The 14,429-nt window shown below is 35.4% G+C and carries 16 protein-coding genes; 11 read left to right on the top strand and 5 right to left on the bottom strand.

The genetic code is table 11. From position 1 onward, the window contains the following. Positions 1 to 128: 128 nt before the first annotated feature. From AC4BBX_RS10385 to AC4BBX_RS10360, 6 genes are all read left to right on the top strand, one after another. Positions 129 to 464 carry a hypothetical protein gene (locus tag AC4BBX_RS10385; protein ID WP_490453756.1) on the top strand — a complete coding sequence of 112 codons (336 nt, stop codon included), beginning with the start codon at positions 129 to 131 and terminating at the stop codon, positions 462 to 464. Positions 465 to 623: 159 nt separating this feature from the next. Next, positions 624 to 1,481, top strand: a complete 858-nt coding sequence (locus tag AC4BBX_RS10380) for a rolling circle replication-associated protein (protein WP_490453755.1) — start codon at positions 624 to 626, stop codon at positions 1,479 to 1,481. A 36-nt stretch (positions 1,482 to 1,517) separates the two neighbouring features. Further along, a complete protein-coding gene (locus AC4BBX_RS10375) occupies positions 1,518 to 1,709 on the top strand; it encodes a DUF3173 family protein (RefSeq protein WP_490453754.1) in 192 nt (63 codons plus the stop codon). Between the two features lie 13 nt (positions 1,710 to 1,722). Then, positions 1,723 to 2,928 (top strand): tyrosine-type recombinase/integrase, encoded by a 1,206-nt coding sequence (locus AC4BBX_RS10370; protein ID WP_490453753.1) that lies wholly within the window; start codon positions 1,723 to 1,725, stop codon positions 2,926 to 2,928. Positions 2,929 to 3,193: 265 nt separating this feature from the next. Next, positions 3,194 to 3,379, top strand: a complete 186-nt coding sequence (locus AC4BBX_RS10365; RefSeq protein WP_490453752.1) for a hypothetical protein — start codon at positions 3,194 to 3,196, stop codon at positions 3,377 to 3,379. 156 nt (positions 3,380 to 3,535) lie between these two features. Next, positions 3,536 to 4,708: an IS256 family transposase gene (locus tag AC4BBX_RS10360; RefSeq protein ID WP_490453751.1), complete on the top strand. Its 1,173-nt coding sequence runs from the start codon at positions 3,536 to 3,538 to the stop codon at positions 4,706 to 4,708. Between the two features lie 406 nt (positions 4,709 to 5,114). On the opposite strand, the gene AC4BBX_RS10355 is transcribed toward AC4BBX_RS10360, so the two are convergent. Continuing rightward, the gene (locus tag AC4BBX_RS10355; RefSeq protein WP_490453750.1) at positions 5,115 to 5,243 is read right to left on the bottom strand and encodes a hypothetical protein; all 129 of its coding nucleotides are present in this window, start codon (positions 5,241 to 5,243) and stop codon (positions 5,115 to 5,117) included. 68 nt (positions 5,244 to 5,311) lie between these two features. Between AC4BBX_RS10355 and AC4BBX_RS10350 the strand changes: the two genes are divergently transcribed. After that, positions 5,312 to 5,659 carry a hypothetical protein gene (locus tag AC4BBX_RS10350; RefSeq protein WP_490453749.1) on the top strand — a complete coding sequence of 116 codons (348 nt, stop codon included), beginning with the start codon at positions 5,312 to 5,314 and terminating at the stop codon, positions 5,657 to 5,659. A gap of 46 nt (positions 5,660 to 5,705) precedes the next feature. Here the strand turns inward: AC4BBX_RS10350 and AC4BBX_RS10345 are convergent, their stop codons facing one another. Beyond that, the gene (locus AC4BBX_RS10345; protein WP_490453748.1) at positions 5,706 to 6,797 is read right to left on the bottom strand and encodes an ABC transporter permease; all 1,092 of its coding nucleotides are present in this window, start codon (positions 6,795 to 6,797) and stop codon (positions 5,706 to 5,708) included. Between the two features lies 1 nt (position 6,798). Continuing rightward, positions 6,799 to 7,521: an ABC transporter ATP-binding protein gene (locus tag AC4BBX_RS10340; protein WP_490453747.1), complete on the bottom strand. Its 723-nt coding sequence runs from the start codon at positions 7,519 to 7,521 to the stop codon at positions 6,799 to 6,801. A gap of 321 nt (positions 7,522 to 7,842) precedes the next feature. On the opposite strand from AC4BBX_RS10340, the gene AC4BBX_RS10335 reads away from it, so the two are divergent. From AC4BBX_RS10335 to phnE (AC4BBX_RS10320), 4 genes are all read left to right on the top strand, one after another. Continuing rightward, complete coding sequence (locus tag AC4BBX_RS10335) at positions 7,843 to 8,898, top strand: phosphate/phosphite/phosphonate ABC transporter substrate-binding protein (RefSeq protein WP_490453746.1); 1,056 nt, start codon at positions 7,843 to 7,845, stop codon at positions 8,896 to 8,898. A gap of 107 nt (positions 8,899 to 9,005) precedes the next feature. Further along, positions 9,006 to 9,755 carry a phosphonate ABC transporter ATP-binding protein gene (gene phnC, locus AC4BBX_RS10330; protein WP_490453745.1) on the top strand — a complete coding sequence of 250 codons (750 nt, stop codon included), beginning with the start codon at positions 9,006 to 9,008 and terminating at the stop codon, positions 9,753 to 9,755. Between the two features lie 9 nt (positions 9,756 to 9,764). Further along, positions 9,765 to 10,568 carry a phosphonate ABC transporter, permease protein PhnE gene (phnE, locus tag AC4BBX_RS10325; protein WP_490453744.1) on the top strand — a complete coding sequence of 268 codons (804 nt, stop codon included), beginning with the start codon at positions 9,765 to 9,767 and terminating at the stop codon, positions 10,566 to 10,568. A 9-nt stretch (positions 10,569 to 10,577) separates the two neighbouring features. Beyond that, on the top strand, positions 10,578 to 11,387 hold the full coding sequence (phnE, locus tag AC4BBX_RS10320; RefSeq protein WP_490453743.1) for a phosphonate ABC transporter, permease protein PhnE: 810 nt from the start codon (positions 10,578 to 10,580) through the stop codon (positions 11,385 to 11,387). A gap of 138 nt (positions 11,388 to 11,525) precedes the next feature. Here the strand turns inward: phnE (AC4BBX_RS10320) and AC4BBX_RS10315 are convergent, their stop codons facing one another. Both AC4BBX_RS10315 and ganQ read right to left on the bottom strand, forming a co-directional pair. Beyond that, positions 11,526 to 13,562, bottom strand: a complete 2,037-nt coding sequence (locus AC4BBX_RS10315) for a beta-galactosidase (protein WP_490453742.1) — start codon at positions 13,560 to 13,562, stop codon at positions 11,526 to 11,528. Positions 13,563 to 13,568: 6 nt separating this feature from the next. Then, positions 13,569 to 14,429 carry a galactooligosaccharide ABC transporter permease GanQ gene (gene ganQ, locus AC4BBX_RS10310; RefSeq protein WP_490453741.1) on the bottom strand — a complete coding sequence of 287 codons (861 nt, stop codon included), beginning with the start codon at positions 14,427 to 14,429 and terminating at the stop codon, positions 13,569 to 13,571.

Raw genomic sequence — 14,429 nt, 5'->3', positions numbered from 1 at the left:
AAGAAACTTTGGACAAGGTAGAGGGACTTCATTCTCTTTCAACTTTAGACAAGTGGACCAACTTTATTCAAAAGAATTGTCACTACTAATTTCACTATGAGCAAAGCGATTCTCGGAACAGGAGTCATTTGTCTCAAGCAAAGACTTCTAAACCCATTCGTGTCTTCTCTGAAAAAGAAATTGAATGGTTAAACCAAGTCCATTCTTTAATGACTGAAAAAGGACGTGATGAAGCCCTAAGACAATTGTTTGATTCAAAATATTCATTTGAACAGTTATCAAACGAGCAATTGTTAACAGTGCTAGAAGAAAAGCTGGATCAAAAACTATCAGAAGCGAGTCAAAAATATGCTGAGAAGATCCATCAATTCAATCGTACCCTTCGTCAATTGCATGAACGTGTGGAAAAATTAGAACAGCAGTCAAGTCATTCTTCCGGCGGCTGGTTCCAGCGGAAACGGTAAGGCTGAAAGCCCCGGCCGTTTTCGATGGAAAACACCAGACGACGGAAAAGTGGCTGGGAAGAAATGCGTGCATTTCTTCCCCCTTAACTTGATATATAGGACAACATCTGTCGAAAGAAAGGACGTTGATAAAGCAAAAATTTATGTAATTGATTCTCCATGCTAGGAGTGATTCGATTGTTACATGCTTACAATCAGAAAGTCATTGAAACTCCTACGTATAAGGAAATTTGGGAATATGAAAAACCAATTCAATTGAAAAAAGAAACTTTAAATGAAGAACCGAAAGAATACAGAGAAGAACTTGCCTGGTTATATGAGGAAGAAGAAAAAGACACCAAGAGAGATTATGATGAATTAGCAGCTTATGAACAATACGATAGCCTGAAAAGAAAACAAAAACATTATCGCAACATGCGTTTTACGATTGCACGATTAATTGATACTAACTTTGATAAACAAACAAAATTTCTCACACTGACTTTTAAAGAAAACATTCATGAAATTGCTTATACAAATAACGAATTTAATAAATTTATCAAACGATTAAACTATCATATCCATCATACAAAAAAAGCCTTACTCAAATATATTGCTACGTGGGAGAAACAAAAACGTGGGGCTATCCACTATCATATTATCCTTTTCTCCTTTCCCTATATCCCACAAAACACTTTGGCAACCATATGGGGAAATGGATTTATAAAAATCAATAAAATTGACGTGGATAGTGTTGAAAATCGAGGAAGATATGTCAGTAAGTACTTCGATAAAGACTTAGATTTAAAAGAGCATAAACAAAAAGCTTTTTTCAAATCACAAAACTTGAAATTACCGATTGAAAATAAATTACTGACAAACACTCCTTATGATGTAGGTACTCAAAAAGTTCTCTATTCCAATGAATATATCCTACGAACCCCCGTGTTCTTCCCTGATGTGGATGAAAATGGGGCGACGGATTGGAATATCGAATTTTCAGAAAGTGTCGTCAAATATACTAAAATAAAAAAATAGTTTGTCGTCTATATTCTTTAAAAGGAAGTGTGAGTAATGGAAATGAAAAGTACCATTAGTAAAAAAGAGTTAGAAGAATTGGGATTCCGACCCAATCAAGCGGTTACGATTATTCGCCAATCCAAAGTAAAGATGGTCAATAAAGGCTATCCGTACTATAATAATAAACGTATTGGGGTCGTCCCTAAATACATTGTTGAAGAGATTATCGGTATTCCCCTACAGTAAGGGGGAATACTTCATGGCAAAAACAAAATATTCCTGTGTGTACCAAGATAAGAAAGGACGTTTCTATTATTTAGTGGAACTCGGTTTAGATCGAGTCACTGGAAAAAGAATTCAGAAAAAAGGAACCAAAAACGAGGACGGGCAACGCTTAACATCTGCTAGAGCGGCTTATCAAGAGGTGCTTCGCTTAAAAAATGAATACATGGTCAATAACGGTTTTGCAAATTATGACTTAACCTACCAACAATTCATGGAAAAAAGCTATATTCCGTATTATAAAGCTTCTGTACAGCGAAGTACTTGGAATTCTCGTGAATGCGGGCTAGAACAAATCACAAATTTCTTCAAAAAGCAGAAATTACGTGACATCACGGTTAGAGACTGTGAGAACTACCGTATCTGGTTGCTGACAGAAAGTGGTTATTCACAAGCTTACTGTTCTCTTCTTTATGGAATGTTTCGAAAATCTTTAGACTATGCAGTTTCTTTAGATTTTATCAAAGAAAATATTTCAAAGCGGACCAAAGCCATTCCAAAAGGGAAATCGATTGTTCCTTTCTGGACAAAAGAAGAGTTTGAAAGTGTACTGTCTGTGATTTACAAACCCGATTTTTATGAACATATGTGTTTTGTGATGATCTGGTTGTATTACATGACAGGAATTCGTGTGAGTGAGGGGTTAGCGCTCTATTGGAATGATATTGATTTGAAAAGGAAAAAACTGCGTGTTCACCATACCTTAGATATGAAAAATCAAAATGATTATGAACGGAAACCCTACACGAAAACAGAAAACGGAATGCGAACCATTTCATTAGATGAGGATACCGTTCTCGTTTTGAAAGAATGGCGGAAAGTCCAAAAAGCTCATGGAATCGACCATTTCGTACTGAGTTATACCGATTTGCCTTTGTATCGATCGACGGTTCAACGAATTATCGAACGCTATGCCAAGCTAGCGCACGTTCCCGTCATCCAAGGCAAGGGGTTGCGACATTCTCATGTCAGTTACCTCATCAATGAATTCAATGCAGACATTCTAGTCGTTTCTCAACGGTTAGGTCATTCAAGCCCAGAGATCACATTAAAACACTATGCCCATCTATGGAGCAAAAATGATGAAGGCTTAGCAGAAAAAATAACAGGAAACATTCAGTTTAAAGATGCAACAAAATCCAGCGTTGCAGTCTTTAACGGAAATCAAGCCATACGGTTCTGACACTACCATTTTCCTACTAAAATAGGTCTTTCAGCTTACAAACGTTGATATAACAGCGCTTTAGGCAAGCAACTTAGGTGGAGTGGGAATAGTAAAATTTCCATTGATTACATCTCGCATTAGATTTTTTTCAGATGAGTTTCGGTAAAAGTCTATAAAATCATATTAACAGAGCAACAGCTAATGTTTTCAAAGTTCAGAAGATGAAAGCATTAGTTGTTGCTCTAATTATTTATTGAAATAGTGACGTAATGGAGGAAATTTTTTGAAAAATAAAAGTATTATGATTGTATTTGGTTTGGTTATTTTCTTATATCTTTCAGAACAATTATCTTCTACCATATTTTCTGTTGTTAATGCAGTATTATTCTGGATTGCAGTTACATATTTCGGATATAAAATTTTAACTTTCTTTTACTATAAATTTAAAAACAAAGACAAGGATAATTGATTTTTATCTTTGTCTTTGTTTTTTAAATTACTAATGATCATTTTTTAAGTATCTTAGATAAAGTCCTTATAATTGTGTAAAAGTTAAAAGGCCATATAACAGTCCTTTTACGGTACAATGTTTTTAACGACAAAAACATACCTAGGAGGACTTTACATGACCCAAGTACATTTTACACTGAAAAGCGAAGAGATTCAAAGCATTATTGAATATTCTGTAAAGGATGACGTTTCTAAAAATATTTTAACAACGGTATTTAATCAACTAATGGAAAATCAACGAACAGAATATATTCAAGCAAAAGAATATGAACGAACAGAAAACCGACAAAGTCAACGAAATGGCTATTATGAGCGCAACTTTACGACACGTATAGGCACGCTAGAATTAAAAGTACCCAGAACACGTGATGGCCATTTTTCACCCACAGTGTTTGAACGTTATCAACGAAACGAAAAAGCCCTCATTGCTTCAATGTTGGAAATGTATGTATCAGGCGTTTCAACTCGTAAAGTATCAAAAATTGTGGAAGAACTTTGTGGTAAATCCGTCTCTAAGTCCTTCGTTTCTAGCTTAACAGAACAGCTAGAACCAATGGTTAACGAGTGGCAGAATCGTTTATTATCAGAAAAAAATTATCCTTACTTAATGACCGATGTACTCTATATAAAAGTACGAGAAGAAAATCGAGTACTCTCAAAAAGCTGTCATATAGCGATTGGAATAACCAAAGATGGCGACCGTGAAATTATCGGCTTCATGATTCAAAGTGGCGAAAGCGAAGAGACCTGGATAACATTTTTTGAATACCTAAAAGAACGCGGTTTACAAGGTACGGAACTCGTTATTTCTGATGCGCACAAAGGATTAGTCTCTGCCATTAGAAAATCCTTCACCAACGCAAGTTGGCAAAGATGCCAAGTTCACTTCCTAAGAAATATCTTTATCACCATTCCTAAAAAAAATTCAAAATCTTTCAGAGAAGCTGTTAAAGGAATTTTTAAGTTCACAGATATTAACTTAGCTCGTGAGGCTAAAAATCGATTGATTCATGATTATATCGATCAACCAAAATATTCAAAAGCTTGCGCATCATTGGATGATGGATTCGAAGACGCCTTTCAATATACCGTACAAGGAAATTCCCACAATCGACTAAAGAGTACCAATCTAATTGAACGACTGAATCAAGAAGTGCGCAGAAGAGAAAAAATTATTCGTATCTTTCCAAACTGCGTTTCAGCCAATCGTTTAATCGGAGCAGTCCTTATTGATCAACACGATGAGTGGCTTTCTTCATCAAGAAAATATATTAAATTCGCCAAGTAAAAAATAGTGAGAGCATTGTATAGTATTTTACACAGGATTGTGGACTTGACTGTATCTTAGTTGATATAAACATAAACAGAAATATCTGAGCAAAGTAAAATGAATTTCACGAAATTCTGAAATAATTTTCTTCGGTTCGCATGTCCTACCATTCAAGTAATTATAGTCTCAGTTCTTTTCTTGAAACGAGTAATGAATCTACCTATTTTTAAAATGATACATCACATTAAGACAAAGATTTATCACTAACGCAATCATCAAAGTCCATCCCAGAGTTTTTTCAAATGTGATTGCAGTTGGAAAAATAAATAGGATAATCAGAAATACCAATACCATTGATGATAAAACAAGATTTATCAAATTTTTATATTTACTATAATTTTTCATTTATATCCAAACCTTTCTTTTAGTTATTTTTCCCTCGATAACCAGCTTTAAATAATGAATAGAAATAATCATCAAAGACAATTCCTTCAAAATTCTTAACAGCTGATTTTATGGTTGCTTCTTTTGTAAATCCTAGATTTTCTAACAATTTTTGAGAGCTTATATTAGGACTGAAGACACGAGTGGCAATGATTTCAATTTAAGGAGGAGATGCTGATGTTTTTTAAGAAAAAGAAAGAAACGTACTTATCCATTTACCAAGTAGAAAAAATGACAGTTAATGGTTTGGATTTAGAATCTTACAACCAGAGAAAGGATAAATTTGGCGATACTGTGATTGATTTAGAAGCAGGAACTTATACCGTTTCAGGAATCTTCATCATGACAAAAGGCAAAGAAAACCAACTATCTGACGAAATGAGTTTTGAGATTACAATTGAAGCTGGGAAAAACGTCTTCAGTGTCTCTGACAAAGAAAAACACTTTACTGTTGCTACACCGATCGCTAAACCCTTTGAAGCAAATGGGGAACACATTCCATTTTTTGTTGGTACTCTAAAATAATTACTTTATGAAAGTCTACATGCAGTAGGCTTTTTTTAGTAACAAATCACACCTTTCGATAGCGTTTTAATCCCACAATATTTAAACAGGTAAAACCAACGATAAACAATCCTAATATCCCTAGATTTAATGCAATATCCCTTCCACCTTGCCCTTTAATCATAATATTAGTCAACGCTTCTCCGGCATAACTTAATGGAAACAGATAGGATAAATAGCGGACCCATGTCGCCATGCTTTCTAAAGGGATTAAACCTGAAAAGAAAATTTGTGGAACAACAATTAATGGGATAAATTGCACCATTTGAAACTCTGAATTGGCAAAAGTTGAGACGAATAATCCCATAGACAAAGCGACCAATGCCAATAAAATATTCGTGACAATTACCCACAATAAACTACCCACAATTTCCAAATTTAAGATATAAATGGAATAAAAAATAATCAATAAAGTTTGTAAAATCGCAAAAATTCCATAACCAGCTAGGTAACCAAAAACGAGTTCACTACGTTTAACTGGTGTCGCTAACAAACGTTCCAGAGTTCCACCTGTTCGTTCTCTTAATAAGGCAATCCCAGAGATCAGGAAAATAAAGAAAAAGACAAAAAAGCCAATTAAGATTGGAAATATTTTATCAAAAAAGGTACTATCTTCGTTGCCATAGACATAGGTTTCTTCAATCGAGAGTTCTGGAATCGGAATGGACTGTCCAGTTTGTTGGGCAATCTTCTGTAGCTCTGTCCCAAGCTCCTCTAGCCGATTCGCTGTTAAACTACTTTGAAAAATGGCTCTGACTTTTCCTGTATTACTAGGGTCTTCATTTTCGTAAGTGATATGGAAGGTCTCGTCCTCTAAAGTAATAAAAGCAGCTAAAGAATCTGTTTTGATTTTTTGTTGCACATTTTGAGCATTGGAATAGTGAATGACCTCGACTTCTTCACTTGGAAATGTCTCGGTCAAAGCTGTGGGAATGTTTTCATCTACACCCACAATGACATTCGTTTCTTCATTGGTATCAAAGACCACATTCATTAAACTAATGACGATAATTGGTGCCAACATCATCAAAGCTAAAGTTCGTTTGTCTCTCAATAGTTCTTTGATTACTCGAATAAAAATCGCTTGAAATCGTAGCATCTCACTTCACCTCTGCTTTCAAAAAAACTTCTTCAATGCTGGTTGCATGGAATTGCTCCTTTAAATCAGCCGGAGTTCCTAGTGCAAATAACTTTCCGTCGATAATTAAACCGACATAATCACATTTTTCTGCTTCATCCATCACATGAGTGGTAATAATGATTCCTTTGTTCTGATTGGCTATTTTGCGTAATTGCTCCCAAATCACCACACGTAGTCTAGGATCGATCCCCACAGTAGGTTCATCCAACACTAGTAAATCTGGATTGGATAATAATGTGATTGCTAAAGAAAGCCTGCGCTTCATCCCACCTGAAAAGTTTTTAACGAGGCTAGCTAATTCTGTTTCTAGATCAACTAACTTCATATTTTCTTGAATGGCACTTTCTAATTGTTCACTTTTTAACCCCATTAATTGACCAAAAAAGAGCAGATTTTCTTTTGCTGTCAGTTCTTCATACAGGGCCTCACTTTGTCCCATATATCCTATGCGACTTAGAATAGAACGATTAGGAATTTTAGTATCAAAAATTTCAGCTTTTCCTTCATCTAATTTTTCCATTCCTAATAAACATTTAATTGCGGTAGATTTACCTGCGCCACTGGGACCAATTAAACCTAAAATAGTTCCGGCCTTTAATTTCATATTGACATTCGCCAAGACTTTGCGCTTACCAAAAGAAATGGATGCGTTTTGTAGTTTGGCTATTTCTTTATTTTCCACTTAAACCCCTCCACTTCACTTTTCTCTTTATTATACTACGTTGTGAAAGATTCGCTATTAAGAACCTTTTGTTTATTTTATTCACTAAAAAACACAAAACACGAACATTAAAAAAAAGATATTTTCATTTTCCTACTTACCCATTTTTAAACTAATTCTATTAAAAATCTTATATAACAGCATTTTATTAACCTATTCTTTACAAATTGTTTTCTTTTTATTTACAATTCAAACATATTGCAAAACTGAACGTTTGTGTTATACTTTTCTTCGGGCATTCGCTCAACTAACACAATTACCTTTAGGAGGGTACAAAACACTATGTTTAAAAAAATGTTAACAGCCGGTTTTCTAAGCCTGGCAGCTATTACTTTACTTGCTGGATGCGGCAATGATTCAAGCAATAATACTTCTGGTGAAAATACTGATGGATCTACTAGCATTGATACCATTAAAATTGGTTTCGTACCTTCTCGTGACGCAGACGAAATCGTTACTGCGACAGAACCATTAAAAGATTTATTAATTTCTCAACTTGCTACACAAGGTTATGAAGTAGGAAACGTTGAAATTTCAGTTGGAACAAACTATGAAGCCGTTGGAGAATCTTTGTCTTCTGGAACATTAGATATCGGTTTTATTCCTGGTGGAACATATGCTTTATATGATGATGGCGCAGAAGTTATTTTAACTTCTACACGTGCAGGTCTTTCTAATGACTCTGATGATCCAAAAGACTGGAATGAAAACAAACCGACAGATAATATAGATGAACAAGCTGCTTACTACCGTTCATTAATCATCGCTGGACCTTCTGAAAAAGGACAAGAGTTAGCAGAAAAAGTGAATGCTGGCGAAGAATTGACTTGGGAAGATTTAAACAGTGCTTCTTGGGCAATCAGTACTTCTTCTTCTTCAGCGGGTTATATCTACCCTACACTATGGTTAAATGAAAACTACGATAAAACATTATTAGACTTAGATAGTGCTGTACAATCTGATTCTTATGCAAGTTCATATGCTCGTTTAGGTGCTGGACAAATTGACTTACTTGTTTCTTATGCGGATGCACGCATGGATTATGTAGATAATTGGACAACAGAATTTGGTCGTAGTGAAAGTATTTGGGATGAAACAAACGTAATTGGTGTTACTCAACCAATCTACAACGATACTATTTCTGTAAGTAGTCAATCAGACATCATGACAGATGACTTAAAAGCTGCATTAGCAGATGCGTTCATCGCCATTGCAGAAACAGATGAAGGAAAAGAAGTTATCTCTATTTATAACCACGATGGTTATACAAAAGCTCAATCTTCTGACTACGACAACGAACGTAACGCACAAAAATTAATTCGTGAATTAGGTCAATAATTTCATAAGCTTACAAGAATAATGAATAACTGATAGAAACGATGGTGAAGCTGAACATGGCTTCACCATGTTTTTTCTCATTTCTATCTAGATGAAAGGACTATAAAATGATTAAGTTTGATAATGTTCAAAAAACCTATCCTAATGGTGTGACTGCCTTAAAAGACGTAAATTTAGAAATCGCACAGGGAGAATTTGTTGCCATCATCGGTTTATCCGGAGCAGGAAAATCGACATTGATTCGTTGTATTAATCGTATGCATGATATTAACAGTGGGACGTTACTAGTCAATGAAACCAATGTCAGTCAATTGAAAGGCAAAGAAATTCGTGCATTCCGAAAAAATATTGGTATGATTTTTCAATCTTTTAATTTAATTACCCGTTCAACAGTCTTAAAAAATGTCCTCGTTTCTTCTGTACCTGATTTATCTTGGTGGCGTAGATTACTTGGCGTTTTCCCACAAGAAGATAAAATCCGTGCACTAGAAGCTTTAGACAATGTCGGTATCTTAGATAAAGCCTACAATCGTGTCGATCAATTATCTGGTGGGCAACAACAGCGTGTGGCATTGGCTAGAACTCTTGCTAGAAAACCGGGAATTATTTTAGCTGATGAACCAGTAGCTTCTCTTGACCCTGTGACTGCTCGTTCAGTTATGGCCGACTTAAAACGGATTAACCAAGAAACCAATGTCTCTATTTTGATTAATATTCATCATGTGGAATTAGCGTTAGAATATTGTGACCGTGTGATTGGGATTCGTCAAGGTGAGGTTGTGTACGACGGCTCAAGTAGTGAAGTGACTGCTGAAATTCTTGACCATATTTATCAAAAAAATACTGTGGAAGCGTAGGTGAATCCTTTGTTTAAGTCAAAAACCTTCACTCTTAGTAACGGGAAAACGATTCGCTCAAAGCGTTCGCTAGTTCCTTTGTATATTCTATTAACTGTTATTTTTCTATTTATTTCTGCTGAAGTAACCAATTTTTCTTTAGAAACCTTATTTAAACGTGGGGGGCAATTTTTTGTTTTAATTGGTGACATGATTCCACCTAATTGGCCATATATCGGTCGTGTGTGGCAACCTTTGTTAGAGACAATTAAAATGTCCTTAATTGGTTCGATGCTAGGAGCAATCTGTTCGATTCCATTCGCTGTATTAGCTTCAACAAATGTCATTCGTAATCGCTTTGTCTCTGGTATTTTCAAATTCATTTTAAGTGTTTTGCGTACTCTACCCACTTTAGTTGTAGCTTTAATCGCCACCTTTATTCTAGGTCTAGGTGCCTTAGCTGGAACCATCGCTATTTTCTTATTTACCTTATCTTATGTTGGTAAAATTATGTATGAACAAATTGAAAACATTGATATGGGTACTTTTGAAGCCTTAGAATCTCATGGCTTAACGAAAATCCAAGCTTTTCGTTATAGTATTCTCTCAGAAATTTTACCTAACTATCTGTCTACTACTCTTTTTTGTTTTGAAGGAAATGTTCGCTATGCCTCTATTTTAGGATATGTTGGTGCGGGTGGTCTTGGTTTACTTTTAAATGAACGTCTTGGCTGGCGAGATTACGCTAGCGTAGGTGCGATTTTATTTACACTGATTATTACCGTAGCAATTATTGAAACGATTAGTGAATATTTACGTCAAAAACTACAATAGGAGGGTATTATGAATACGTTAATTGAACAAAAATTAGCACAAGAACCCAATAAAAAATGGCAATATTTTTCATTGGTTGTTTTGATTATAGGTTTATTTCTTTGGTCTCTCACAGCGATTTCAATTGATACTCGCCAAACCGATGGGGCAGCAGTTGCTTTGAACATTCTGAAAGGAATTGTTTCACCAGATTTTGATTTCTTATTTAATTTTTCTAGTACTGGCGTTGCTTATTTATTATTTGAAACGATTTGTATTGGATTTTTAGGAACTGTTTTAGGGGCTATTTTCTCTATTCCCATCGCATTTTTAATGTCTCCAAGTATTATGCCTAAACCAGTTTATATCACGACACGCTTTTTAGTAGTCATTATTCGGACAGTTCCCGCTTTAGTCTATGGATTGATGTTTGTCCGTGTCACAGGAACAGGACCTTTTGCTGGGGTAATGACCATGTCTGTTACTTCAATTGGAATGGTCTCTAAATTATATGTTGATGCCATTGAAACCATTGATCGCGGTGTCTTAGAGTCAATGGATTCTCTAGGAGCAACCACCTTTGAAAAAATTCGCTTTGGAATCATCCCTCAACTATTAAGTAGTTTTGTTTCAATCACGATTTATCGTTTTGACATGAACCTTCGCGATGCAACTATCTTAGGTCTAGTTGGTGCCGGCGGAATCGGTTCACCGTTAATGTTTGCTATTAATGGATACAAATGGAATCAAGTAGGCTCAATCTTAATCGGTTTAATCATTTTGATTTTAATTGTGGAAGTATTCTCGAATAAAATCCGTGCAAAATTGGCACAGGGATAAGCTGCAAGCAAAAAAAAATCGAGTCGCACGTTTCATGCGACCCGATTTTTTTATTATTCTTAATTTTAACCATTACTATTTTATCTATACTAGCTTTTAAAATTATATTCCACCACAAGTGCTTTTTATATAAATTCATTAAATAGTAATCACTTTTACTTCATATGGATTGAGTAGTAACTCCATCTCCGTTTTATCACCTGTCAATAAGTCAGTTCCAGTAGTTGCAACAATAATACGTTTTATTTCTTCTGAAAAATTCATTACAAAATAATAGGTTTTATTTTTAAAATCTCGTGTTTGAACAGACACATCGTTTGCTCCTTGAATAATCCATTCAGGAAATAAGTTTAAATCTTCAGATATATCTTGATAGAATTCTTCTAAGAAGTCATTCTCAGTTCGCATACCAATAAAATAAGCTTGACCTTTTCCATAGATATTTTTTGTAACAGCCGGCATCCCTTGATAAAAATCTTTATTAAATACTGCCAACACTTCAGCATTCTTGTTGTCTATCAAACTACAGTAATCTTTTACTGCAAATGACTGATTTTTATAAGAGACTTGATTATAATCTTTCGGATAAAGGGTATCTGTTTCGTTTATTTTTAATCCAAAGACAGTTTGCAACGTTTTGGGCCATCCACCAAGATAGGCTAAATCATCTTCGTTTACACAACCTGTCATATACGTAGAAACCAGTGTTCCACCATTTTTAACATACACCTCAAATGAATCCATCGTTGACTCATCAATGAGATACATCATTGGAGCAAGAACTAAATCATAGGTCGAAAGGTCATGCTCTTTGGTGATAACTTCCACAGCAATATCCTTATTCCAAAAGAATCGATAATGTTCCTGCAAGGTTTGTGCGTACCGTTTACTCTCAAGGCCAAAACCTTGTGCATCATCGAGTGCCCATTGATTGTCCCAGTCATAAATAATCGCTACTTTGGCTTTCTTATAGCTCCCTTTAATCTCTTTAATCTTTTCTAAGGCTTCACCCACCTCTTTAACATCTTTAAAGACACGATTCGTTTCATCATTATCATGATCAACTACTGCGCCATGAAATTTTTCTGAAGAACCTCGGGACTTACGCCATTGAAAATACAAATTACTATCTGATCCATGTGCAATGAATTGCATTGAAGATAGCTTGTGCATGCCTGGCCTTTTCGATTTATTCACATTATGCCAATTCACTAAACTTGGTGTAGATTCCATAATTAAAAACGGTTGCTGTTTCAAACTTCTGTATTGATCGTTGATAAAACCAACTTTGCTTGCTAAATCAGCGGTTGTTCCCCAATCATTATGCCAAGCTGGATAACAATCCCAACTAATTATATCTACATGCTTCGCAAATTTTCCGTAATCCAAACTATAAAAAGGCAATAAATCATGCGTATCTGCCATGAAATTGGTCGTAATCGGAATCGTTGGCGTCTGCTGGCGAATGTCTTTGATTTCATGTTCATAAAAATCAATTGTTTGATCCGTGACAAACCGTTTCCAATCTAGGTTCATTCCATGCACCATTGTTTCGCCTAAAGGGGATGGCGACTCTATTTGAGACCAGTCTGTTAAAGTATGACTCCAAAACGGTCCCCACCAAGCATTGTTGAGAGCTTCCAATGTCCTATACTTTCGTTTCAGCCATAGACGAAAATTTTCTTGGCAATAGTCACAATGACATTCTCCCGAATATTCGTTAGAAATATGCCACATCAATAAAGCTGGATGATCTTTGTAGCGTTCTACAATCTTTTTATTAATAATCGCCACTTTTTCACGGTATATCGGAGAAGAGAAACAATGATTATGACGTCCACCATGCAACATTTTTTGACGACTAGCATTCGTTCTCAATACCTCAGGATATTTTTGAGACATCCATGCAGGACGAGCCGCACTTGGCGTCGCAAGAATCACGTTCCCACCTATTTTGTGAATATCATCCATTACTTTATCTAACCACTCGAAATTAAATTTACCTTCCTCTGGTTCAAGTGTTGACCAAGCAAAGATTCCTATCGAAAACGTATTTGATTTACTTTTATTCATTAGCTCCAAATCTTTGGCTAAAATTTCTGGATAGTCTAGCCATTGATCCGGATTGTAGTCCCCACCATGTAAAAAACGTGTTTCTAAATTATATTTATTCATTATCGATTATCCTTTCGTACCCCCCGCAGTCAGACCGGAGACAAAATTTTTCTGTAACGCAATAAATACTAAAGCGATCGGTATACTGATTAAGATTGCACCTGCAGCAAATGTTGTGTAGCTTGCGCCCATTTTATCAGTAACTAATTTATACAAACCAATGGGTAACGTGTAGTACTCGGGGTTCCTCAAAAGAACGGAAGATAAAGCAAAGTCACCTAATGGACCTGTAAATCCGTTCATCGCGACAACTGCCAACATCGGTCTTGATAATGGTAAAATAATTTGTAGGAATATCCGTGTATTACTCGCACCATCTAACATAGCACTTTCATCTAACTCTAGCGGAATAGAATCAAAATAGCCCTTCAAGAGATAGGTATTCATTGGAATTTGTCCGCCCACATAAATTAAAATCAACAACCAGTGACTATTAATCAACCCTAGCATTTGAGCAAGAACAAAAATGGCAATTAACGCCGAAAATTGAGGGATCATTTGTAGTAATAGAAATAAAACCAATCCATTTTTTCTTCCTATAAATCTAAAACGAGAAAAAGAATAGGCCGTCATTGATACAAAAATTAAAGATAGAATCATTGTAAAGACACTGATTTTCAATGAATTTAGATACCATTGACCATAAAATAGTGTCCCTTCATTTGCAAACAGCTTTGCATAGTGACCTAACGTTGGATTTTCAGGAATCAAACTGGTACTCACTAAACTATTCCCAGGATTAAAACTCGCTCCCACTGTCCAAAGCAAAGGATAAATGATCATTGTTGAAACAACCGCCAATAACAGATACGTAAAAAAGAGTCTAAACTTACGCTGTCTTTTAACACTAGACATTTGACTTCGCAT

It is taken from the genome of Enterococcus sp. AMC1157 (assembly GCF_058216555.1).
Note: the sequence above shows the minus strand (reverse complement) of the source record. Positions and strands in the feature narration are given on the sequence as shown.

What these genes read in the sequence shown, in the direction of transcription:
- AC4BBX_RS10380 (WP_490453755.1), top strand. Translation starts at nt 624, where the DNA reads ATGCTAGGAGTGATTCGATTGTTACATGCTTACAATCAGAAAGTCATT.
- AC4BBX_RS10375 (WP_490453754.1), top strand. Translation starts at nt 1,518, where the DNA reads ATGGAAATGAAAAGTACCATTAGTAAAAAAGAGTTAGAAGAATTGGGA.
- AC4BBX_RS10370 (WP_490453753.1), top strand. Translation starts at nt 1,723, where the DNA reads ATGGCAAAAACAAAATATTCCTGTGTGTACCAAGATAAGAAAGGACGT.
- AC4BBX_RS10360 (WP_490453751.1), top strand. Translation starts at nt 3,536, where the DNA reads ATGACCCAAGTACATTTTACACTGAAAAGCGAAGAGATTCAAAGCATT.
- AC4BBX_RS10350 (WP_490453749.1), top strand. Translation starts at nt 5,312, where the DNA reads ATGTTTTTTAAGAAAAAGAAAGAAACGTACTTATCCATTTACCAAGTA.
- AC4BBX_RS10345 (WP_490453748.1), bottom strand. Translation starts at nt 6,797, where the DNA reads ATGCTACGATTTCAAGCGATTTTTATTCGAGTAATCAAAGAACTATTG.
- AC4BBX_RS10335 (WP_490453746.1), top strand. Translation starts at nt 7,843, where the DNA reads ATGTTTAAAAAAATGTTAACAGCCGGTTTTCTAAGCCTGGCAGCTATT.
- phnC (WP_490453745.1), top strand. Translation starts at nt 9,006, where the DNA reads ATGATTAAGTTTGATAATGTTCAAAAAACCTATCCTAATGGTGTGACT.
- phnE (WP_490453743.1), top strand. Translation starts at nt 10,578, where the DNA reads ATGAATACGTTAATTGAACAAAAATTAGCACAAGAACCCAATAAAAAA.
- AC4BBX_RS10315 (WP_490453742.1), bottom strand. Translation starts at nt 13,562, where the DNA reads ATGAATAAATATAATTTAGAAACACGTTTTTTACATGGTGGGGACTAC.
- ganQ (WP_490453741.1), bottom strand. Translation starts at nt 14,429, where the DNA reads ATGCGAAGTCAAATGTCTAGTGTTAAAAGACAGCGTAAGTTTAGACTC.